Raw genomic sequence first — 22,859 nt, 5'->3', positions numbered from 1 at the left:
CCCCCGCGTCGCAAATGGAGGTGCTGTGGCAATCTTTACGGACCCTATCAGGGAGCATGCTGATTTCGGGCCGGGGGATGCCGAGTGGCTGCACCTGCTCGTGGGGGACTGGCAGATGGTCGCCGATCTCGCTTTTGCCGACCTCGCGTTGTGGTTCCCGCATCCCGAACTCGGCTATGTGGCGCTGGCGCACGTCCGCCCCTCCACCACGCACACGGTGTTCCACGCCGACTTCGTGGGGGAGGGGATCCGTTCGGACCTGAAACGGCTCGTCGACAAGGCCTGGGAGAGCCGCACGATCGAACGCTCCAACGAGACGAACTGGAGCAGCGACACGGCGATGCGGGTCGAAGCCGTGCCGATGGTGCGCAACGGCCGGACGCTGGCGATCGTGACCTCCCACATGGACCTCTCCAGCTCACGGATGCCTTCCCGGCTGGAACTGACCTATCGGCAGTGCGCCTACGACCTGCTGCGCATGGGCACCCTGGGCCTCTGGCCGGATTTTGCCTCGCCCACCGGATCGCGCCGCGGCGCGCCGCGCGTCGGGGACGGCCTGATCCGGCTCGACGCCGAGGGAATCGTGCAATACGCGAGCCCGAACGGGGTGTCCGCCTTCCGCCGGCTCGGCGACGGCGAGTCCCTCGAGGGCCGGTCGCTGGCCGAGGTCACCGCGGGCCTGCTGCGGGATCGGCGGATGGTGGACGAGACCCTGCCGCTCGTGGTCACCGGACGCATGCCGTGGCGCAGCGAAATCGAGTCCCGCGGGGTGAGCCTGTCGCTGCGGGCGATCCCGCTGCGCGACGAACAACAGCGTTTCGGGGCGCTCGTGCTGTGCCGTGACGTCTCGGAACTGCGGCGGCGGGAGATGGAGCTCGTCACGAAGGACGCCACCATCCGCGAAATCCACCACCGCGTCAAGAACAACTTGCAGACCGTGGCGGCGCTGTTGCGGATGCAGTCCCGCCGGATGGTCAGCGACGAGGCCAAGCAAGGGCTCGAACAGGCCATGCGCCGGGTCGCCACCATCGCACTGGTCCACGAAACCCTTTCCCAGGGCCTGACCCAGAGCGTCGACTTCGACGAGCTGATCGGACGCCAGTTCCGACTGTCCGCGGAGGTCGCCTCACCCTCGCAGCAGGTGAAGACCCAGCGGTCCGGGCTGTTCGGGGAGCTGCCCAGTGACTTCGCCACGCCGCTGGCCCTGGTGATCAACGAACTCGTGACGAACGCGGTCGAACACGGGCTCGAGGGCCGGGCCGGAACCGTCTGGCTGCTTGCCGACCGCTCCGAAAGCGAGGACGGGGACGAACTGCTGACCGTGACCGTCGCGGACGACGGCGTCGGACTCCCGGCCGGGTCCTACACGGAAGGCCTGGGGTTGCAGATCGTGCGCACCCTCGTCATGAGCGAACTCGGCGGGAGTATCCACTGGAAGCCGCGGGAGGGCGGGGGAACCGCGGTGCAGGTGGTCCTGAGCCTCACGCCGCGCTGAGCCAGCGCCGAGCTGCCGTGCAGATCGTGCTTAACAGGAAATGGCCCCGGACCAGTCGGTCCGAGGCCATTTCTGCCTGTCGCCCGGAGGCGGAAAATCAGGAAGCGCGGCGGGCGCGGGCCGCGCGGCGCTTAAGGGCTCGGCGTTCGTCCTCGCTCATGCCGCCCCACACGCCGGCGTCCTGGCCGGACTCGAGGGCCCACTGGAGGCAGGTATCCACGACGGGGCAGCGCCGGCAGACACTCTTGGCTTCCTCGATCTGCAGGAGGGCCGGGCCGGTGTTTCCAACGGGGAAGAACAGCTCCGGGTCCTTGTCAAGGCACGCTGCGCGGTTACGCCAATCCATGCTGATCAGTAACTCCATTCCTGGGAATTCGTTAAATGCCTCTTGTGAAATTATTCACTAGAGGCTTCATAAGAAAAGGGCCCTGTGGGCCCCCTCGGTCATCTGGATTAAGCGTGACATGTTAACGCTGTGTAAACAAGGGGTATTTGCGGTACAAATGCCGCCAAATCGTGAGCGATGCATCACATTGACTGGCGGAGCCCCCACTTCTGTTCGACTATGTCCGGTAGTGTGCCAGTGTGTCAAGACCCCCTGAGAACCCCGCCGATCCCGCCGAGAACGAGGCCGGTGACCAGGCCGGTGACCAGGCCGGTGACCAGGCCGGTGACCAGGCCGGTACCCAGGCCGGTGCTCCCGGCCCCGGTCCCCAGGCCCGGCCCGCGGGAATCACCGTCATTGCGATCGTCGCGGCCTTGGAGGCCACAGCGCTGCTGGTGGCAGCCTGCTGGTATGGATTCCAGCTGCTGACCGGGGCGCCCGTGCTGTCGTTCTGGGGCGCAGTCTTTACCCTGGGCCTGCTCCTGGCTTTTTCGGCGGGGCTTTTCGCCGTGGGCCATTTCCTGTTCCGCGGGTACCGCTGGCCGCGGGCCGGTGCCCTGGTGGCGCAGCTGTTTATGCTGACCATCGGCTTTCCCGCCCTGACCGGGGGCTACCCCCTCGCCGGGCTGGCGATGCTGCTGCCTGCCGCCGTCGCCATCGTGTTGTTGTTCGACAAGCGCGTCATCGCCTTCGGGTCCCGGGCGGGCGGCGCACCCCCCGCACTGTAGGGATGCCTTTTACGGGACCGCTCACGGCGGTTCCTCCGGAGCCAGTGCCAGTTGCACCGCCGCGGCCCGTCCGTCCGAGATCACGACGGCGCGTCCGGCCGGAGGATGGAGCTCCGGCTCGAAGCGCATACCAAAGAGATCTCCGTCCATCAGGCTGCGGGGGCAGAGCAGGATTCCCCGGCCGTGGCTGCGGGCCTTGAGCGCCAACGGCACGCGCTGCTGCAGCGCTGGGCCGAAGCCGGCGGTGAAAACCACCGTCCAGCCCAGGCCGTTGAGCTCGAGCAGCACGGCGTTCGTCTCCCGGCCGGAAAGGTCCGCGTCGTCGGCGAGGATGATCGCGGCGGGATCGAGGTCGCCGGCGACGGCCCGCGTATGGACCCCGGACCAGTAGTCCTCGCGCCTGCTTCCCGCGTCAGGCCGCAGCCACGCCCGTGACTGGTTCAGCCGCGGCAGGGCACGCAGCAGGGTGCTCTTGCCCGAACTGGGGCCGCCGAGGACGGCGGCGACGCTGCCGGGCGGAGCCAGGATGCCGACGGGCCGCAGCTCATCACCTCCCACCCCAATCCAGAGCCGTGCATCCGAGGGCGCCGCCGACGGAATCTCCGGGCCGAGCCGGGAACGGACCTCGTCCGCCGTCACCATCGCCGGAAGCGCCTCGATCCGGAACGGCCGGCCCCGCACGCTGCGGCCCGGCCCGCGGCCGGGAACCGCAGCGCCCCGGTCTTCTGCGGGCCGGTCGTAGAGCTGCGCCGCCCGCGGCACGGTTACGCCCGGCTTTCCGTCCCCGACGAAGTGCCCCGAGACAATAACGCGTCCCGGGATGGCCGGCAGTTTCGGAAGCAACGGCAACGCGAGCCTGCCCTCCTCCGTCGAACCGGCCGGGAAGAAGATCCGGTTGGGGAGCGCCGGGAAGAACCGCGCGGACACCAGCTCGCGCTCGCCGGAGAGGACTGCGGTGATCTCCGCCTTGGGACCGTCCCGGATGAGGTCCGCGACGAGATCCTCGGCCCAAGCGAGGGGGCCTGAGCGGAACGCGGAAACCCACGACCCCCAGTTGTGCAGCACCAGGACCAGCGGGGCAAGCCCCCCGGAGCGGGGTGCGGCCAGCCGCCGGGTCATTTCCTCGGCGGCGCGGGCAAGCACCCGGGCCGCCCGCGCTGGCTCGTGCGGGCCTACCCGGGCACCCACGCGGGGAGAGCCGGCGGCGGCGGCCAGGGCACCGTCCCCGTCCAGCAGGTAGAGATGCGATTCGGCTTCGGAGTCCATCAACTGGTCCAGTGCCAGGCGCAGCGTCCGGGTGCTCCCGCCGGTTGCGTCCTGTGTTCCACCGATCAGGGCCAGGTGACCGTGGAGGTCCGGGTTCCAGCCCAGGCGGCGCACCTGCTGCTGCTCCGGCAGGTCCACCAGCCCCAGCAGGACCGTGCGGCCCGTCCGCTGCCCGGCGTCGGCGTCGGCTTCCGGACGGGACTCTGGGCCGGGTTCGGGTTCGGGGCCGGGGAAGGCCAGGGTCTGCGGGAGCGGTCCGGCGACGGGACGGCGCGGCGGGACGCCGCCTTGGACATGCCACAGCCTCGCCAGTAATGCAGCGAAAGCCGCGGCGGACTCCGACGGCGTGGCCCCCGGCGCAGGGCCGGCCGCCGGCAGGGAGGTGCCGGGCATCCGGTCGAGGATGGCCTCTGCGGGCAGCACCGTCACCGCGGCATCCGGCGGTACGGGCGGCGCCGGGGAGAAAGTGGCCGTCTGGAACTCTTCGGGAGGTCCGCTGCCGCGCACCAGGTAGGCTCGCCCCGGGCTGCCGACCGGGATGGTGGCGGCGAGCCGCGAGTTGATGATGTCGGCGGATTCAAGCTCGGACTGGACTCTCAGCACGACGCAGCTGGTGACATTGGCCCGGATATCCGCGGTGAGCGCCCCCTGCGGCCGCTGGGTCGCCATGACCAGGTGGATGCCGAGGGAACGGCCGATCACCGCAATGCGCATCAGTTCCGTCAGGGCCGCCGGCGCGTCCTCCACCAGCATGCGGAATTCGTCGATGACCAGGACCAGGTGGGGGAGTGCCGGGACCCCCGGGGCATGCGCCGGGTAGGAAGCGAGGTCGGGTACTCCGGCCGCGGCCAGCAGCTCTTCCCGGCGGCGGACTTCGGCCCGAAGCGAGGCCAGCGTCCGGTCCACTTCGTAGCCGTCCAGGTCCGTGAGGAGCCCCACACAATGCGGCAGCCCGGTCAGAGGCCCCAGGCCCGAACCGCCCTTGAAGTCCACGAAGAGCAGGATGACGCGGTCCGGCGGGTAGCACGCGGCCAGCCCGGTCACGAGGGTGCGCAGGAATTCCGACTTGCCCGCGCCGGTCGTTCCCGCCACCAGCAGATGCGGCCCGTCGGCGTGCAGGTCCATCCGCACGGGCCCCTCCGCCCCGCGGCCGACCGGAACCGGCAGTCCCGGCGACCGCCCCGGCGGGTGGCGGTCCGCTTCCCAGCGGGCCGCCACCTCGGCCTCCGTCAACGCCAGGACCTCGTCCAGCGAACAGGACTCCGGGATGGAGGAGGCAGCGGTCACGGGGCGGTGCACGTCCCCGAGCTGCCGGCAGAAACGGTCAAAGACCCGCTCCGGCACCAGGTCCGGCACAAAGCAGGTTCCGCTAGACCCGCGCGTGAGCCGGCCGGTGCCTCCGGCCAGGATGACAGCCTGCCCCGTTTCGGGTGCTGGTGCGGGTGCGGAGCATACGATCACCTGCCAGCCGAGCCGGTGCGCCTCGGTGGCCAGGGCATCCGCGCCTCCGGCCCGTGGCCCGGCCCCGCCTTCGGCCCCGGGACCGGTCCCGGGCAGCAGGATCAGAACGCCCCTGTCACAGCCCGGGCCGGGACCGGACGAAAGCCTGGCGGCGGTGACGGCCGCGCTGGATGACAGGGAAACGCGGGACAGGAAGCGGGCGGCGAGCGGGAGCGACGGGGCGGCCCCGTGAAGATGAACCCAGGTCCGCCCGGCGCGGGGGTAGCCGGCGAGCTGCATGACGAAATACCGGACCAGCCCGGCGACAGACTGTGCCGGGCCCTCCAGCAGGGTCGCAACCGAGGGATCCAGGGTCAACGGCAGCAGATGACCAGCGGGCGGCGCGCCGAAGGCCGGGTCTGCCGGTTCGCGCCGGATGTTCGCCGCCTGCCGGGCCAGCCCGAGCCGCAGCCACACCGGGCCGGCTGTGGTGGGGGCGCGTCCTGCCGACGGAGCGTGTCCGTCAGCCGCGCCCGGCCGTGCCGCGCCGAGCACCAGTTCGGCCGCCGACGGCGCGGCCCGCCGCCGTCGTTCGCCGTCCTGCCGGACCGCTGCCGCCACCGCGGCCCGGAGCTCGCGGCGCAGCCGGCGGCCGGAGAGGGCCGGCAGCAGGACCGGGACGGCCGAGACGGCGGTGAACGCCAGGAACATCCACATCCCGGTGGCCGTGGCAAGGACCACCCCGGCCACGAGGGGCAGGACGGCGGCCAGCACCAGAAGCGTCCGCGGGCCGGCCGGGCCGGGACCGCGGACGCTCAGCGGCTCGGTGGTGTCTTCGCCGGCGCACGACAGCCCTGGGCTGCCCGGGCCCGACAGCCCCGGCTGCTCCCCGCGGAAGAGGACCGCAAGCGTGGAGTGGCCGCAGCCGATGATGCTCTCGGTGGACACCGGAGCGGAGTGCACCTGGCGGCCGTCGATCCGGGTCCCGTTGGCGCTGCCCAGGTCGGTCAAAGTGATCCCCGCATCAGAAACGTCCAGCCGCGCGTGTTCCCGGGAAAGATAGGCATCCGGGATGGCCATTTCCGTTCCGCTCCGGCCGAAGCGGTAGCGGCCGCGCCGCACCGGCAGCACCGTCCCGGCGCCGGGTCCGCTGAGGACTGCCAGCAGCAGCGACGCGCCGGACGGCGCCTTCCAGCCTCCCGGTCCGGGCCCAGCCTGCGTGCGCGCCCTCAGCCCCGCGGGGCAGCCGTCCACGAGCACGGCGCCATTCACCAGCGGGGCGGCGCCGGCGCTGAGGGCCGCAAGCGGGACGCCTGCGACGCTCAGCCGGGCCGTGCCGAACTTCCGGGACACGGCGTCCTGGATGACGGCCCCGGGGCAACCGGAGGGCGCCGCGATGGAGAGCTCCACCGGGCCTGCAACGGCTGAACCCGGTTGCCCGACGAGGGTGCAGTGCAGGAGCATCGCCGGATCCTTTCTCCCGGTCCCCGCAGTCAAGGCTAGGCCGGGCAATCGGCCGATGGCCTGCAGGAATCCCGCCATGTGGACAACGTTGACGTGTCTCGCCGGCGTGCTGCGGCGGCGCCCGATTCGCCGGTTCACACCCTGTCTCGGGTAGGCTAGAGCAGCAGACAATGCACAACGTTGCGCTGCCCACATTCGAACCAGGAGATTTTGTGACCGCTGACCTCGTTATCGTAGGGTCGGGCTTTTTCGGCCTGACAATCGCAGAACAGGCCGCCACTGAGCTGGGCTTGAAGGTCGTCGTCATCGACCGCCGCCACCACATCGGCGGCAATGCCTACAGCGAAAAGGAGGAGCAGACCGGGATCGAAGTCCACCGGTACGGCGCGCACCTTTTCCACACCTCGAACGACCGCGTCTGGGAGTATGTCAACCGCTTCACGACGTTCACCAACTACGTGCACAAGGTCTACGGCGTCCACAAGGGCGAGGTTTACTCCCTGCCCATCAACCTGGCCACCATCAACCAGTTCTTCCGCGCGAACCTGACCCCGGGCCAGGCCAAGGACCTGATCAAGGAACAGGCCGGCGAACTGGCGGGAACGGATCCGCAGAACCTCAACGACAAGGGCATCCAGCTCATCGGCCGGCCGCTCTACGAGGCGTTCATCAAGCACTACACCGGCAAGCAGTGGCAGACGGACCCCAAGGACCTGCCCGCCGGCATCATCTCCCGGCTCCCGGTGCGCTACAACTACGACAACCGCTACTTCAACGACAAGTACGAGGGCCTGCCGACCAACGGCTACACCGCGTGGATCGAGAAGATGGCCGAGCACCCGAACATCGAGGTCCGGCTCAACACCGACTTCTTCGACGAGTCACACGAGTACAGCAAGAACAAGGTCGTCGGCACCATCCCCGTCGTCTACACCGGACCGGTGGACCGCTACTTCGACTACGCCGAGGGTGACCTCTCCTGGCGCACCATCGACTTCGAGGAGGAAGTGCTCGACGTCGGAGACTTCCAGGGCACCTCGGTGGTCAACTACAACGACGCCGACGTCGCCTACACCCGCATCATCGAGCCGCGGCACTTCCACCCCGAGCGCGACTACCAGACGGAGAAGACCGTCATCATGCGCGAGTTCTCCCGCGCGGCCGAGAAGGGCGACGAGCCCTACTACCCGATCAACACCGCCGCGGACCGCGAACGCCTGCTCAAGTACCGCGACCTCGCGGCCGCCGAGCGGGACGTCCTCTTCGGCGGACGCCTCGGCACCTACAAGTACCTGGACATGCACATGGCCATCGGCTCCGCCCTGACCATGTTCGACAACAAGATCCGCCCGCACTTCGAAAGCGGCGCCAAGATTGAAAGCGGGGGAGTGGACGCATGAGCGTTGCAACCGAAGTTTTGAACGAGGGGAACGCCGCCCGCGTGAACGAGGAATGGCAGACCGTCCACCGGGTTGTCTTCCCGACCGACGGCGACACGGACACCCTTCCCCTGTACCTGGACTTCAACGCCGCGCAACGCGTGGTGTCCGAGGACTCCCAGAACTCCAAGTCCGGGTCCGGTGTCACGGCTGTCTCCTCGGCCGGTGCCAAGGTCCGCACCGACTTCCTTGAGAACCGCCGCCAGCTGCACCTGCCGGCATTCCGCCGCGTGTCCTTCGGCACCTACTTCAACGCGTTCCCGGCCAGCTACTGGCGGGCCCACACGGATGTCACCGGCGTCCGCCTGACCGTTGCGGTCGACGCGCCGGCGACCGTCGTCATCTCCCGATCCACCGCCCGGGGCACGTCCAACCGGGTGGAAAGCATCACCGTCGACGCCGATACCCCGGCCGACGTCGTGCTCCCGCTGGCCAACTTCGGCGACGGCGGCTGGTACTGGTTCGACCTCGTCGCCGCTTCAGAGCAGGTCAAGCTGCTCGGCGCCGAATGGTCGGTGCGCAAGCCCGAGGGCTTCGTACCGGGCACCGCAACCGTGGCCGTAACCACCTTCAACCGTCCCGACTACTGCGTGAAGCACCTCACCACGTTCGCGGAGTCACCCGAACTCCTCGAGGTCGTTGACCGGCTGCTCATCACCGATCAGGGCACGCAGAAGGTGCGCGACCAGGAGGGCTTCACCGAGGCCGCGGCGCGGCTCGGGGACAAGTTCGCCATCATCGAACAGGGCAACCTGGGCGGCTCGGGCGGCTTCGCCCGCGGCATGCACGAGACTGTCGAGGACGGCCGCAGCAAGTACGTGCTGCTGCTGGACGACGACGTCATCATCGAGACCGAAGGCGTGCTCCGCGCCATCAACTTCGCTGACTTCACCCGGAAGCCGACGATCGTCGGCGGCCACATGTTCAACCTTTACGAGCGCTCCGTCATGCACACCTTCGGCGAGGAAGTGAACGAGTACAAGTTCTTCTGGGGCGCCGTTGAGAGCACCCGGGAGGGCCACGACTTCTCCGCGAGCAACCTGCGCACCACGCCCTGGATGCACCGCCGGATCGACGTTGACTTCAACGGCTGGTGGATGTGCCTGGTGCCCACGAGCATCGTGCGTGAAATCGGCCTGTCGCTGCCCGTCTTCATCAAGTGGGACGACGCCGAATACGGCATCCGCGCCAGCCGCCACGGCTACCAGACCGTCACCCTTCCCGGGGCAGCAGTCTGGCACATGCCCTGGACGGAAAAGGACGACACCATCGACTGGCAGGCGTACTTCCACCAGCGCAACCGGTGGCTCGCAGCGCTCGTCTACTCGCCCTACAAAAAGGGCGGCATCCTGCCCCGGATGAGCTTTATGGTCGACGTCAAGCACCTGCTCTCGATGCAGTATTCCGCCGTCGAGCTCCGTCTCGATGCGCTGGAGGACCTGCTCAAGGGCCCGTCCCACCTGCACGAGACGATCAAGACGAAACTCCCCGAAATCCGCGCCCGCCGTGCGGACTTCGACGACGCACGGATCACCAAGGAAGTCTCCGGCTTCCCGCAGGTCAAGCGCGTCAAGCCGCCGCGCCGCGGCAAGAAGCCCAAGGCGCCGAAGTCGATCCTGACAGCCCTCGCCACCGCCGCGACCGCGGGCATCCGCCAGGTCCAGGGTGTCCGTCCCGGGGCCCTGGAACACCCCGAGGCGCTGGTTCCCGCCATGGACGCCCGCTGGTGGCGGCTGTCCCAGCTGGATTCCGCGATCGTGTCCTCGGCTGACGGCTCCGGCGCGTCCTGGTACAAGCGCCAGCCCGAGCAGTTCCGGACCATGATGGCGCGCAGCATCAAGCTGCACCAGCAGCTCCTGCGCGACTGGGAGAAGCTGTCCAAGGTCTACGCCGAGGCACTGCCGGAGTTCACCTCGCCGCAGGCCTGGAAGCAGACCTTCGAGGCCATGAGCGAGAAGCCCGCCGCACAGACGCCGGAGCAGAAGTGACCTCAGCCGCTACCGACGGCGGGTCCGACGCCCTCGTCCGCCCCGGCGTGGGCGGCGGCCTCGCCGATGTTTTCAGGCAGCGCTTCCTGCTGAAGCTGCTGGTGCGCAAGGAACTGCAGATCCGCTACCGCGGTTCAGTGCTGGGACTGCTCTGGTCCTACGTCAAGCCCGGTGTGCAGTTTGTCGTGTTCTACATCGCCCTGGGTGTCTTCCTGGGACTGGAGCGCAGTCCGCGCAACCCCGACGGCCTCGCGAACTACGCGATCTACCTGTTCTCGGGCATCGTGTTGATCAACTTCTTCTCGGAAGCCCTGAGCAACGCGGCCCGGTCGATCGTCGGCAACGGCGGGCTGATCAAAAAGATCTACCTGCCCCGGGAGCTGTTCCCGGTGGCCTCGGTCTGGGTGTCGGCAGTGCACTTCGTGCCGCAGCTCGCGGTCCTCGTGGCCGCCTGCCTGGTGGTCGGCTGGCAGCCCTCGCTGCTCCAGTTGGCGGCCGCGGCGGCGGGGTTCATCATTGTCGCCATGCTTGCCACCGGTCTGGGGCTGCTGTTCGGGTCGGCCAACGTCTACTTCCGTGACTTCGAGAACATCGTGGACATGCTGCTGATGGTGGCCACCTGGGCTTCCCCGGTCATGTACGCGTGGACCATGGTGCGGAGCAAGCTCGGCGACGGCTGGTACTCGGTGTACCAGGTCAACCCGATCACCATCGGCGTCGAGGCTTTCCACTATGCGTTCTGGTTGCCCACCACCGACGGCACCGCCCCCATCCCCCCGGGTCTGCTGTCGCTGTGGATCCCGGTGGGGCTTGTCGTTTCGTTCCTGCTCCTCATCCTGGGCCAGTGGACATTCCGTCGGCTCGAGGGCCGTTTCGCGCAGGAGCTGTAGCATGCCGGTGGCAATCGAAGTAAAGAAGATCAACAAGCAGTTCGTGCTGCGGCACACCCGGTCCCTCAAGGAGACCATCGTGTGGCTGTTCACGGGCCGCAAGGGCGACCTCTCGAAGAAGTTCCACGCGCTCCACGACGTCGACCTCGAGGTCCAGCAGGGCGAAACCGTGGCGCTGCTCGGCCTGAACGGCTCGGGCAAGTCCACCCTGCTCAAGCACATTTCCGGCGTGATGCTCCCCGACAGCGGGACGGTCCGGACCCGGGGCAAGGTGGCCGGACTCATCGAGGTCGGCGCCGGTTTCCACCACGACCTCTCCGGCCGGGACAACGTCTACCTGAACGGTGCGATCCTGGGCATGACCGAGGCCCAGATCAACGAGCAGTTCGACTCGATCGTCGAGTTCGCCGAAATCGGTGAGTTCATCGATACCGAAGTCAGGTTCTATTCCTCCGGCATGTACCTGCGCCTGGCGTTTTCGGTGGCGGTGCACACCGATCCGGAGGTCTTCCTGGTCGATGAGATCCTCGCCGTCGGCGACGAGCCGTTCCAGCGCAAGTGCCTGGACAAGATCAAGGAACTGTCCGCTGCGGGCAAAACCCTCGTCGTCGTGAGCCACGACCTGGAACTGGTGTCGCGGATCTGTGACCGCGGCGTCGTCCTGCAGCACGGCAATGTTGTCTTCGACGGGCCGATCCACGACGCCGTCGCACGGCTCCGCACCGAAACGTCGCGCTGATCCCGGTGACGTCGCCAACAGAAACAACTTCAGCACGCAGCAGCGACCGGCCCGGCGATACCGCCGACGGCGGGATCCGTTCCGCCGACACCCCCGCTCCGGCTGCCGCCGCCAGGCGGCCGTTCCGGACCGACATCCAGGCCCTGCGCGCGCTGGCCGTCAGCCTCGTCGTCGCCAACCACCTCTGGCCCCTCCGGCTGCCGGGCGGCTACGTGGGCGTCGACGTCTTCTTTGTCATCTCCGGGTTCCTGATCACCTCCCATCTGGGCAAGGAGCTGTTCGCCAGCGGCCGGGTCCGGCTCGGGCAGTTCTATGCCCGCCGCGCGCGCCGGCTGCTGCCGGCGGCCTTCACGGTTCTGGCCGTGTCGCTGGCCTGGGCCTGGCTCTGGCTGCCCTACACGCGCTGGAGCGCCAACGCCCAGGAAATCGTGGGTAGCGCGTTCTACGTGGAAAACTGGGTACTCGCCGCCAAGGCCGTGGACTATTCCGCGATGAACTCCTCCGCCACCATGGTCCAGCACTACTGGTCGCTGTCGGTGGAGGAACAGTTCTATCTGGCTTGGCCGCTGGCGCTGATGGGGCTCTACCTCCTGGCCGTCCGCCGGAACTGGGCGACGCGCCGGGTCCTGCTGGCAGGGCTCGCGGTGGCCACGGCCGCCTCGCTTGGCTTCAGCATCTTCCTGACGGCTGTCTCGCACAGCGAGGCCTACTTCAGCACCCCGGTCCGCGTCTGGGAGTTCGGCGCCGGTGCGCTGCTGGCACTGGGTGCTTCCCGGCCGCTTCCCTCCAGGCTGGCCCGCAACATCCTCGCGTTGCTTGGCTTCGCCATGGTGCTCTTCTCCGCGGCCGCCTATGACCACACGACGCCGTTCCCCGGCTGGATGGCGATTCTGCCGGTCGCCGGCACGGCCCTGGTGATTCTTGCCGGCGCCGGCGGCGGCCGTTTGTGGCACGACCGGCTGACCGCGCTCCGGCCCGTGCAGTTCCTGGGCAACATTTCCTATTCGCTGTACCTCTGGCACTGGCCGCTGATCGTCGTCGCACCGTTCGTGCTGGGCTCCACCCTGGGCACACCGGCGAGGGCACTGCTCGCCGTGGCCGCGGTGGGACTGGCATGGTTGACCAAACGGTGGATCGAGGACCGTTGGATTGTGCCTCCGCGGCAGGCTTCACGCCCGCGCCGCGTGCTGGCGGGCGTCGCGGCAGGCATGCTGGTCGTGCTGCTGGCGGGGCTGACCCTGCACCTGCAGGTTGCGCCGAAGGCCGCGGCGGCAGCGGAGCTCGCGCGGACCGACGCGGCAGGACCGTGCTTCGGTCCCCGCTCGGTGGGTAAAGCCGAGTGCGGTGATCCTTTCGCGCGTCCGGTCAGTGACCCGAACATGGGTCCCGCGAACGAATACTGGGGCCTGCCGGCGGATTGCCTGGACCAGGAGGACACCCTCTACCTGGAGCAACCCGGTGGACCGGCCGTCTGCGATTATTCGGCGGGGCGCCCGGGAGCCGAGTCTGTGTGGCTCGTCGGGGATTCCCACGCGCAGCAGTGGCAGACCGCCATCATCGAACTTGCCCGGCAGAAGCACTGGAAGCTGAACGTGAGCTACAGCGGTGGTTGCCCGCTGGTCGACGCGCCCTACCAGGGGTACCGCGGTGGCGCGGCCGACCCGGCCAAGGTCCGCAAGTGCGGGCTCTGGGGCGCGAACGTCGCCGCCGCAGTGGAGCGCGACAAGGCCGCCAAGGTGTTCACCTCAACGTTCGCGGCGGGGGAGCAGATCAATGACGGTTCCGGCCGGAGCCAGGTGGAGCAGTACCAGGACGGCCTCCGCCGCTACTGGTCACGGTGGTCGCAGTCCGGGGCCGTCGTCTACGCCCTCGCCGATCCGCCGCTCAATGACAAGGTCCGCGACGTCAACTGCGTGGCCGTCAGCGCAGGGGACCCCCTCACTTGCCGTGCGCCGCGGGCGCTGGCTCTTCCCCGGGACCCGCTGGTGGCGGCCGTGGAGGCTGCCCGGGCCGCCGGCGACGAGCGGGTACGGCTGCTGGATCTGTCGGAGTACTTCTGCGACGCCGCCTACTGCTACGGCGCCGTCGGCGGCCTTCCAATCTACTTCGACCCGGACCACCTGAACCGGCAGCTCTCGCTCCAGCTGGCACCGTATATTGCCGCACGACTCGAAACTCCGGCGCACGGCTAGCGCGGGAAGCGCAACGCACGAACGACAAAGCGGGCCGGGGCATCATCCGAAGGGATGCTGTCCCGGCCCGCTTTGTTACTCCGTAGCCGCTACATGATCACTGGTACTTGATCACCGCTGCTTGATCACGGGTACTTGATCACTGCACCGCCGGCCGAGGTCCAGGAGATCGTCCCGCCTTGGAACCCCTGGGCGACGCCGCCGTTCGCGATGGCGTACTGATCGGTGGTGGGGTATCCGAGCTTGCCGCTTTCAAAGCCCTGCGCTGCCCAGGCGTCCCGAATCGGGCCGAACGTGGCATGGGCGCCGGTGGCCGCGGTCCAGTAGATGGAGCCGCCCTGGTAGGCCTGTGCCCGGCCGCCGTTGGGGTAGCTCAGCTCATCCGTGGTGGGGTAGCCGAGCGTGCCGCTCTCAAAGCCCAGCGCTGCCCACGCCGCACGGATCGGGCCGGCGGACGCGTGGGCGCCGGTGGCCGCGGTCCAGTAGATCGAGCCGCCCTGGAACACCTGCGCGCGTCCGCCGTTGGGGTAGCTCAGCTCGTCCGTGACAGGGTAGCCGAGCGTGCCGGTCTCAAAGCCGAGAGCGGCCCATGCGGCGCGGATCGGGCCGGTGGTGATGTGGGCGCCGGTGGCCGCCGTCCAGTGGATGGCCCCGCCCTGGAACGCCTGGGCCCGACCACCATTGGCGGTGGCGGCCTCGTCCGTCGTCGGATAGCCGAGCTTCCCGCCCTCGAAGCCCTGCGCGGCCCAGGCGGTACGGATGGGTCCGGCGGTGGCATGGGCGCCGGTTTCCGCGGTCCAGTAGATCGCGCCGCCCTGGTAGGCCTGCGCGATGCCACCGTTGGGGTAGCTGAGCTGGTCCGTCACCGGATAGCCGAGTTTGCCGCCTTCGTACCCCAGGGCGGCCCAGGCATCGCGGAGGGGGCCGGAGCTGATGCGGGCGCCGGTGGCACCGGTCCAGTAGATGGCGCCGCCTTGGAAGGTCTGGACCATGCCGCCGTTGGCTGCCGGAGCCTGGTCACCCGTGGGGTAGCCAAGTTTGCCGCCCTCAAAGCCCTGCGCCGCCCACGCGGCCCGGATGGGCCCGGACGTGGCGTGCGCGCCCGTGGCGGAGGTCCAGTAGATGGAGCCGCCTTGGTAGGCCTGAGCCAGGCCGCCGTTGGGGTAGCTGAGCTCGCCCGAGATCGGGTAGCCGAGGATCCCGCTTTCGTAACCCAGTGCCGCCCAGGCTTCCCGGATGGGGCCGGAGCTGGTGCGGGCCCCCGTGGCTGCGGTCCAGTAGATGGCGCCGCCCTGGAAGGCCTGGACCATGCCGCCGTTCGCTGCCGGTCCTTGGTCACCGGTGGGGTAGCCAAGTTTGCCGCCTTCGAAACCCTGCGCGGCATAGGCGGCCCGGATGGGACCGGACGTGGCGTGCGCGCCGGTGTTCGCGGTCCAGTAGATGGCCCCGCCCTGGTAGGCCTGCGCGACCCCGCCGTTAGGGTAGTTGAGTTCGTCGGTGCTGGGGAAGCCCAGTGCGCCGGCTTCGTAGCCCAAGGCTGCCCAGGCTGCCCGGATTGGGTCGGTGCTGGCGTGGGCGCCCGTGGCTGCGGTCCAGTAGATGGAACCGCCCTGGAAGGTCTGGACGGTTCCGCCGTTGATCGTCGGCGTCTCATCCGCCGTCGGGTAGCCGAGTTTGCCTCCTTCCAAGCCCTGCGCGGCATAGGCGGCCCGGATCGCCCCGGACGTGGCGTGGGCGCCGGTGGCTGCGGTCCAGTAGATGGCTCCGCCTTGGAAGGTCTGGACGGTTCCGCCGTTGATCGTCGGCGTCTCGTCCGCCGTCGGGTAGCCGAGTTTGCCGCCTTCGAAGCCCTGCGCCGCCCAGACTGCACGGATGGGCCCGGACGTGGCGTGGGCGCCGGTGGCGGCGGTCCAGTAGATGGAGCCACCTTGGTAGACCTGGGCCTGGCCGCCGTTGGGGTAGCCCAGAACGTCAGTTGTGGGGTAGCCGAGTTTTCCGCCCTCGAACCCCTGCGCCGCCCAGGCGGTTCGGATTGGGCCGTAGCTGGGACGGGCGCCGGTGTCGGCGGTCCAGTAGATGGAGCCGTTTTGGAAGGCTTGCGCTACGCCGCCGTTGCTCGTCGACATTTCGTCGGTCGTGGGGTAGCCAAGCTTGCCTGTTTCAAAGCCCAGTGCGGCCCAGGCGGCCCTGATGGGCCCGGACGAGGCGTGGGCGCCGGTGGCCGCGGTCCAGTAGATGGAACCGCCCTGGAAGGCTTGCGCGCGACCGCCGTTGGCGGAGCTGAGCTCGTCCGTGGTGGGGTAGCCGAGTTTGCCGGTTTCAAAGCCGAGGGTTCCCCACGCGTCCCGGATGGCCCCCGACGTGGCGTGGGCGCCGGTGGCCGCGGTCCAGTAGATGGCACCGCCCTGGAAACCCTGCGCACGTCCGCCGTTGGGGTAGTCCAGCTCGTCGGTGACCGGGTAGCCGAGCTTGCCGCTTTCGAACCCTTGGACACCCCAGGCCGCACGGATGGCGCCTGCCGTCGTGTGGGCGCCGCCGTCGGCGGTCCAGTACACCGAGCCGCCTTGGAAGATCTGGGCGACCCCGCCGTTGGGATAGTTCAGGGCATCGGTGGTGGGGTAGCCCAGGCTGCCGTTCTCGAAGCCGCGGCCGCCCCACAGGGCGCGAATGGCGCCGGCAGTGGTGTGGGCGCCGGTGCCGGGACTCCAGTGAATGGCGCCGATGTCAAAGGAAAGGTAGCCACCACCGTCCTTGAGGCCATAGGTCTCACCGGAGGTCTGTGCCCCGAAGCGCCCGTTCAGCTCGGAAGCCTTGAGCGCCAGGGGGGAGGGCACGTACAGCAAGCGGTTAGGGGTGCCCGGCGTCGCACCGTTGATGATCCCCACGGTGGCGCCGTCGATCAGGGCCGAGCTGACCTGGGCGGGCGTCATTGACGGATTCCGGGACAGGAGGACGGCCGCCGCGCCGGCCACGTGGGGCGAGGCCATCGACGTGCCCGACTCGATCCGTTCCGCGGTGTCGGAGGAAAAGCCCGCCGAGGTGACGCTGACGCCTGGTGCGTAGAGATCCACGCAGCTGCCGTAGTTGGAGAATGAGGCCTGGTTGTCCCCTTTATCGCTTGCGGCCACGGTCAGCACGGCAGGGACTCTGGCAGGGGAACCGGAGCAGGCGTCCTGGCGGTAGTTGCCCGCCGCGGCGACGACGGTGATGCCGTCGTCAATGGCCCCCTGCACGGCCGCATCGAAGGCGGCATCGCTGAAGCCTGCCATGCTCATGTTGATCACGGCGGGTTGGCCGGCCTTGTGGTCGGCGGTGACCCAGTCCAGGCCGGCAATGACATCGGAGGAATAACCGGAACCGTCGCAGTAGAGGACCCGCACCGGCACAATGGTCGCAGACTTTGCCATGCCGTATTGGGTGCCAGCCACGGTGCCGGCGACGTGCGTCCCATGCCCGTTGCAGTCGCCGGTTCCGAGGCCGTCGTAACTCCAGCCCGGAGCGACGCGCCCTTGGAAATCGACGTGCGTAGACCGAAGCCCGGTGTCCACGATGTACGCCTTGACGCCGGCGCCGGAGCCGAGGGGTTGGTAATAGGTGTTCAACGGGAGACTGCGCTGATCGGTCCGGTCGAGGCCCCACGGGGAGGAATCCTGGGCGATGCTGACGCGCTGGTCGAGCTGGACAGCCACGACGCCGGGCGCCTGCTTGAGCTGCTCCGCTTTCGCGGGGGTCGCGGTGATTGCGGCCCCTTTTAGCGCGTGCGTGAACGTCTTCTCCACCGCAACGCCCTGGGACGCCAGGCCGTCGGCCTTGGCACCGATGTCTGTGGCCTTGGCGTAGCGGACAATGTAGCGGGCTGTCCCGTCCGTCGGGGCAGGAGCGGGTGCCGTGGGGGCCATGGTGGAGGACGGGGCGGGCGCCGCCGTCGAACTCTCGGCAGTGGGGGAGGGCGACGGGGTGGCTGCCGGTGCGGACGGGGCCGTGGTTGCCGTCGGCGAGGCCGTCGGGGCCACAGGGTCGGCGGGAGTGCCGGGAGCGGGTGCCTCGGCAGTTGCCGCCGGCTGCGTAGGGGCTGGCGCGGCGGGGCCGGACGGGGCGCCGGGGACGACGGCGACGGCTGTCCCGGTGCCAAGCGCCGTCAGCGTGCAGAGGACTGCGGTGAAAAGGAAATTCCTCGTGGAGGCGGGGCGAAATGGCATGAGAAATCTTCCAGTCGGATATGCGGGGGCCGGCCGCATATAGAGCTTTCCGCGACGTAAGACTGGAAACGGTCCCGGGCGGCGGAGCGCCCGGGACCTCAGTCTTCATCCATGAAGATACACGATCGAAATGACTATTCAGCCGAATTTGATGCGAGCCGCGCCCCCGACTTCGGGCGGCCCTATTTCTTGTGCAAAAGGTGGCCCGGGCCTGCGCCGAAATTGCGCCTAAATTTACCTCCGCTTAATTGCCGCAGGCTGTGACTTTGTACAGTTTCGCGTCGCCCTGGGAGTCAACCAGGGTGAAGTCCGGGTCGGTCGCCATGTCAACGAGCCCCGGCATCGTGTGGACGTGGCCGTGGATTTCGCGGGTGCCGAAGTCCAGCACGTAGTAGGTTTTGAGCCGCCGGACGATGTCGCAGATCGCCGGGTCTTCGCCCGCCTGGTTGAGCCGGTTCAGGATGGCGCTGGTGTCGGCGCCGAACTCGCTGAAGATGTGCGGCGTCAGGGATTTCCGGTCCGCAATGGCGTAGACCATCGAGGCGCCGGTCCACGGGCTGGACACCACGGTGTTGTCTGCCGGAATTTCCGCCGCGACCCGCCGCAGCAGGATCATCTCGTTCGTGTCCACCAGCCGGGCGGCCGGTGTGAGTGCGTAGCTTCCGGCGGCCGAGGCGACGGAGGCGCTCACGGTCCCGCCCTGGGAGAGCCCGAGGAGACCGGTGAACACCAGGACGCCGGCCACTGCGGACGCGACGGTGGCCCGCGACCCGGTGGTCCAAGCGGCGAACGCCGGGGCCTTGCCTTCGGCCAGCCGGGAGCGGACCGCCCCGTGCACGAGGTCGGTCAGCCAGACAACGCCCATAACGGCGACGGGCAGGGCGGCCACCGGCAGCAGGGCCGCCAGCCGGAACGGATCGTTGTACCAGACGCCGCCGAACCAGGTCCGCAGCGGGCCAAACGGATAACCGGAGACGACGATGAACATCACGCAAGAGATCCCGAACATCATGAGCACCCACAAGTGGCGCCGCTGCCTGAGCATGGCCCAGATCCCGGCCAGGGTCAGGGCGAAGATCAGCCAGGGGATGGGCCGGCCCTGCGGGGCGCTGGTCAGGGCCTGTCCGAACGCCTGGGCAAGGCCCTGGATGGGCTGCCAGGTGGACTGGGCCTCGTCCGGACGGATCAGCTTCCAGGCGACGATCAACGCGGCCGTGTAAGCGGCCAGCGCAACGAGGACGACGCCGGCCGCACGCGGCGTGCCGAAGCGGCCCCGCCAGTGCCGGAACAGGGCGACGGCGGCCACCAGGATGGCGGGGTACGTCCAGGCCAGCAGCGCCAGCATCTGGCTTGGGTGGGCCAGTGCCAGCCCCGGAAGCGAGCCCAGCCCGAGGATCCAGGCGGAAACCGTGGGCAGCACGAGTCCGCGGGCGGCGCGCAGCGCCAGGGCCGCCAGGCCGATGCTGGCCGGGAGCAGCGCGATCGAGAGCAGGTTGGGGTAGAGGACACCGAAGTCCAGCATCAGGTAGGGGAACGAGCTGAAGCCGGCGGCAAAGGCGGCAGCAGAGACGACGACCATCCGCCGCTTGCCGAAGACGGCCGTGGCGAGCAGGAGGCAGGACAGCGGCCAAAGGAGCGCGGAGATGGCGACGTTGGTGGCATTGACGGCCGCGGGGACGGTGCTGCCGGTCAGCTGCTGCGTGAGCGAAGCGACATCATGCCAGGCGGCCGGGTAGAAGCCGCCCATCCCGGTGGACGAGGTGAAACCGCTGACACGCAACGACGACGCGTTGCCGGTGTCGACGATGTAGCGCACCGCGTTGAGGTGGAAGACGTTGTCAAAGGTCTGCGAAATGTTGTCGATGCTGCCGAAAATCTGGCCCATGCGCCAGAACAGCACGAGAAAGACCACGCCGACGGCAAACCAGCCGAGGATGATGCCGGCCCAGTGGCGCGGCCCGTAGCCCAGCAGCAGGCCGTGCCCGGTGCCGTGCCCGGCGGGGACCGGTGCCCCATGGTTCCGCAGCCGGGCCGGCAGCAGGCGGCGCAGCACAAAGATTGCGGCGGCAAGAACGGCGGAAACGGCCAGGATCACGACCATGCCCCAGGGCAGCCCCGCGAACCCGGTCAGGATAGCGGTCACCGAGATGATGGAGACGCTCACGGGCCCGGCGGATCCTGCCAGCACCCACCCCCGTGCTCCGGCGGCCCAGGAAACCAGGAGGCCGGGGACCATCAGCACCACGATTGCGGCGAAGACAAGGGGAGCCAAATCGGCGTAAATCATGGGCATACCCCATCGCAAGGCAACATCGAACTACTTTCCGGGCGTGGTCTAGAGAATTGACCGGTAAATCGAGAGGAGCCGTTGCTCCATGATTTCCCAGCTGAAGGTGGTCTCGAAAAGGGCCCGGGCTCGTTGCTGAATATCTGCAAGTTCACCGGCGTCGGCAAAAAGCCGTTCCGCTGCCTGTTCAAAAGAACCAGCTGAATAATCGCACACCGCGCCGACTTCGTGGGCGCTTACCAACTGGTCCACACCCGTGTCCTTCGCCACAATGATGGGCAGGCCAAGCATCAATGCCTCGTAGAACTTGTTCGGGGAGGAATATTTGTGGTTTGGCACCGCCGGGTCATAAACGGCGAGCAGGCAGTCGGCGGAGGCTTCGAGCTTCAGCGTTTCCGCGTAGGGGAGCCTGCCGTGGAAGGTGATGTTCTCGAACTCCGCGGCGTACTTGCGCGCCGTCGCTTCGAGGCCGCCAAACCCGCCAATGTCCAGGTGCCAGTCCGGCCGCCGGGAGAACAGCTCGAGGAGTTCGGCCAGCAGGCGGCCTTCGCTCAGGATCCCCACGTAGACGAACCGCTTGCGCGGGTCGCCGGTCCGGACGGCGTGGACTTCGGTCTCCGGAGGAGAGTTGTGGATGACGACCAGCTGCTTCGGCTTGGCCTTGGACAGCTGGGATTCACGGTTTTCGCCCACGATGATCACCACGTCGGCGCGGTTGATCACGAAGGTGTCGATGCGTTCGATCAGGGGCGCCACCGCCCGGGGCACGGAAAACGAATCAACGAAGTAGTCGTAGATGTCGTAGACGAGCGGGACCCGCAGGATTTTGGCCATGATCAGGCCGCTGAGCGCCGTTCCGAGGTCGCTCGCGTGGATGGCGGTGATGCCCTTGCGGTGCTTCCACAGCTGGCGGAGCAGGAACAGCTGGAACAGTGCCATGCCGAGCAGGGTGCCCAGGCTCGCGCCATAGCTGGACTTGATGCCGGACCGGAGGATCCGTGCCTTGCCGTTGGGGAACGTCAGGACCTCGTCCCGGGCCAGGTCGCCGTCACGGTCCCAGCCGAGAATCAGGATGTCCGGGTGTTCCTTCAGGACGCTGTTGACTTCTTTTTCGACCCTCGGATCGGGGGCCACGTGCGTCGCACGCAAAAACGCGATGGTCATCCGTTCGTGCCGGCCTCGGCTGCCAGGGGCGTGGCGGTGGGATCGAAGTCCGGAAGCCGTTCCCCCGTTCCGAACAGGGCCTGGATGGCGGCGAGGGTGCGGGCGGCCGCCTGGCCGTCGCCGTAGGGGTTCACGGCGTGCGCCATGGAGTCGTAGTGCTCCTGGTTGTGCAGCAGGGCGTTGACCTCGGAGACGATCCGGTCCTCGTCGGTGCCGATCAGGAGCACGGTGCCTGCGTGGACGGCTTCGGGACGTTCGGTGTTCTCGCGCATCACGAGGACCGGCTTGCCGAGGCTGGGCGCCTCTTCCTGGACTCCGCCGGAGTCGGTGAGGACGACGTCGGCCAGGGCCAGCATGCGGGTGAACTCGCCGTAGGCCAGGGGCTCGGTCACGACGACGTTGGGGAACTTCTCGATGAACGGGAGGACCGCTTCGCGGACCACCGGGTTCTTGTGGGCCGGGAGCACAATCGTGAGGTCGGGCTCGGCCTCGGCGATCCGGGCGAGGGCGCGGCCCACGCCGCGCATTGCCTCGCCCTGGTTTTCGCGGCGGTGGGTCGTGACCAGCAGGATCCGCCGGCCGGCGTCGGCCAGTTCCTGGAGCGCGGGGTCGGAGAAGGGCACCTGCTTGCCGACGGTGGTGAAGAGGGCATCGATGACCGTGTTGCCGGTCACCACGATGTCCTTTTCGGGGATTCCCTCGGCCAGCAGGTTGCTCTTGCTCTCCGAGGTGGGTGCCAGGTGCAGGGCGGTGATCTGGGAGGTGATCTTGCGGTTCGCCTCTTCCGGGAAGGGCGAGTACAGGTTCCCGCTGCGCAGGCCGGCCTCAACGTGGATGACCGGAATGCCATGGTAGAAAGCGGCGATGGCTCCGGCGGTCGACGTCGTGGTGTCGCCCTGGACGATCACGGCATCCGGCTTGTGCTCGCTGAAGAGCTTGTCCAGCCCTTCGAGGGTCCGGGTCATGATGCCGGTCAGCGACTGCCGCGGCTGGATGATGTTCAGATCATGGTCGGGGACGATTTCGAACAGCTCGTTGACCTGGTCCAGCATGTGCCGGTGCTGCCCGGTGACAGTCACGACGCACTCGAAGTCCGGGGACTCCTGCAGTGCCGCGACGATCGGAGCCATCTTGATGGCCTCCGGACGGGTGCCGTAAATCGGCATGAGCGTACGCATCAAAA

At 68.5% G+C, this 22,859-nt stretch carries 13 protein-coding genes; 7 read left to right on the top strand and 6 right to left on the bottom strand.

The window, feature by feature from the left end; genetic code table 11:
- Window positions 1-25: 25 nt before the first annotated feature.
- On the top strand, window positions 26-1,495 hold the full coding sequence (locus tag FFF93_RS11335; protein ID WP_138768824.1) for a sensor histidine kinase: 1,470 nt from the start codon (window positions 26-28) through the stop codon (window positions 1,493-1,495).
- Between the two features lie 97 nt (window positions 1,496-1,592).
- Here the strand turns inward: FFF93_RS11335 and FFF93_RS11330 are convergent, their stop codons facing one another.
- Entirely contained in the window at window positions 1,593-1,841 is a 249-nt protein-coding gene (locus FFF93_RS11330; protein WP_003804966.1) for a WhiB family transcriptional regulator, read from the bottom strand.
- A gap of 386 nt (window positions 1,842-2,227) precedes the next feature.
- Between FFF93_RS11330 and FFF93_RS11325 the strand changes: the two genes are divergently transcribed.
- Window positions 2,228-2,608: a DUF4175 domain-containing protein gene (locus tag FFF93_RS11325; protein WP_138770410.1), complete on the top strand. Its 381-nt coding sequence runs from the start codon at window positions 2,228-2,230 to the stop codon at window positions 2,606-2,608.
- Between the two features lie 21 nt (window positions 2,609-2,629).
- Here the strand turns inward: FFF93_RS11325 and FFF93_RS11320 are convergent, their stop codons facing one another.
- The gene (locus tag FFF93_RS11320; RefSeq protein ID WP_138768825.1) at window positions 2,630-6,778 is read right to left on the bottom strand and encodes an FtsK/SpoIIIE domain-containing protein; all 4,149 of its coding nucleotides are present in this window, start codon (window positions 6,776-6,778) and stop codon (window positions 2,630-2,632) included.
- Window positions 6,779-6,990: 212 nt separating this feature from the next.
- Between FFF93_RS11320 and glf the strand changes: the two genes are divergently transcribed.
- The 5 genes from glf to FFF93_RS11295 are packed head-to-tail and all read left to right on the top strand — an operon-like array spanning window position 6,991 to window position 14,026.
- Window positions 6,991-8,178: a UDP-galactopyranose mutase gene (gene glf / locus FFF93_RS11315; protein WP_138768826.1), complete on the top strand. Its 1,188-nt coding sequence runs from the start codon at window positions 6,991-6,993 to the stop codon at window positions 8,176-8,178.
- Complete coding sequence (locus FFF93_RS11310; protein ID WP_186372147.1) at window positions 8,175-10,205, top strand: glycosyltransferase; 2,031 nt, start codon at window positions 8,175-8,177, stop codon at window positions 10,203-10,205. Before glf ends, FFF93_RS11310 begins: the two co-directional genes overlap by 4 nt.
- Window positions 10,202-11,095: an ABC transporter permease gene (locus FFF93_RS11305; RefSeq protein ID WP_138768827.1), complete on the top strand. Its 894-nt coding sequence runs from the start codon at window positions 10,202-10,204 to the stop codon at window positions 11,093-11,095. The genes FFF93_RS11310 and FFF93_RS11305 overlap by 4 nt, the downstream gene beginning before the upstream one ends.
- A 1-nt stretch (window position 11,096) precedes the next feature.
- Window positions 11,097-11,834: an ABC transporter ATP-binding protein gene (locus FFF93_RS11300; protein WP_138768828.1), complete on the top strand. Its 738-nt coding sequence runs from the start codon at window positions 11,097-11,099 to the stop codon at window positions 11,832-11,834.
- Window positions 11,835-11,839: 5 nt separating this feature from the next.
- Window positions 11,840-14,026: an acyltransferase family protein gene (locus tag FFF93_RS11295; protein WP_222424620.1), complete on the top strand. Its 2,187-nt coding sequence runs from the start codon at window positions 11,840-11,842 to the stop codon at window positions 14,024-14,026.
- Between the two features lie 125 nt (window positions 14,027-14,151).
- Here FFF93_RS11295 and FFF93_RS11290 read toward each other — a convergent pair whose 3' ends face one another.
- The 4 genes from FFF93_RS11290 to wecB all read right to left on the bottom strand — a co-directional run bounded on the left by FFF93_RS11290 (window position 14,152) and on the right by wecB (window position 22,854).
- Window positions 14,152-18,225: a S8 family serine peptidase gene (locus FFF93_RS11290; RefSeq protein WP_138768829.1), complete on the bottom strand. Its 4,074-nt coding sequence runs from the start codon at window positions 18,223-18,225 to the stop codon at window positions 14,152-14,154.
- A gap of 244 nt (window positions 18,226-18,469) precedes the next feature.
- Window positions 18,470-20,512, bottom strand: a complete 2,043-nt coding sequence (locus FFF93_RS11285) for a DUF6541 family protein (protein WP_138768830.1) — start codon at window positions 20,510-20,512, stop codon at window positions 18,470-18,472.
- 48 nt (window positions 20,513-20,560) lie between these two features.
- A complete protein-coding gene (locus FFF93_RS11280; protein ID WP_138768831.1) occupies window positions 20,561-21,676 on the bottom strand; it encodes a glycosyltransferase family 4 protein in 1,116 nt (371 codons plus the stop codon).
- Window positions 21,673-22,854, bottom strand: coding sequence for a non-hydrolyzing UDP-N-acetylglucosamine 2-epimerase (wecB, locus tag FFF93_RS11275; protein WP_138768832.1), 1,182 nt, complete (start codon window positions 22,852-22,854; stop codon window positions 21,673-21,675). The genes FFF93_RS11280 and wecB overlap by 4 nt, the downstream gene beginning before the upstream one ends.
- Window positions 22,855-22,859 lie beyond the last annotated feature (5 nt).

Origin of the sequence: Arthrobacter sp. KBS0702, from assembly GCF_005937985.2 — a bacterium.
Lineage (GTDB): Bacteria > Actinomycetota > Actinomycetes > Actinomycetales > Micrococcaceae > Arthrobacter.
This window is presented reverse-complemented; position numbering and strand designations above follow the sequence as displayed.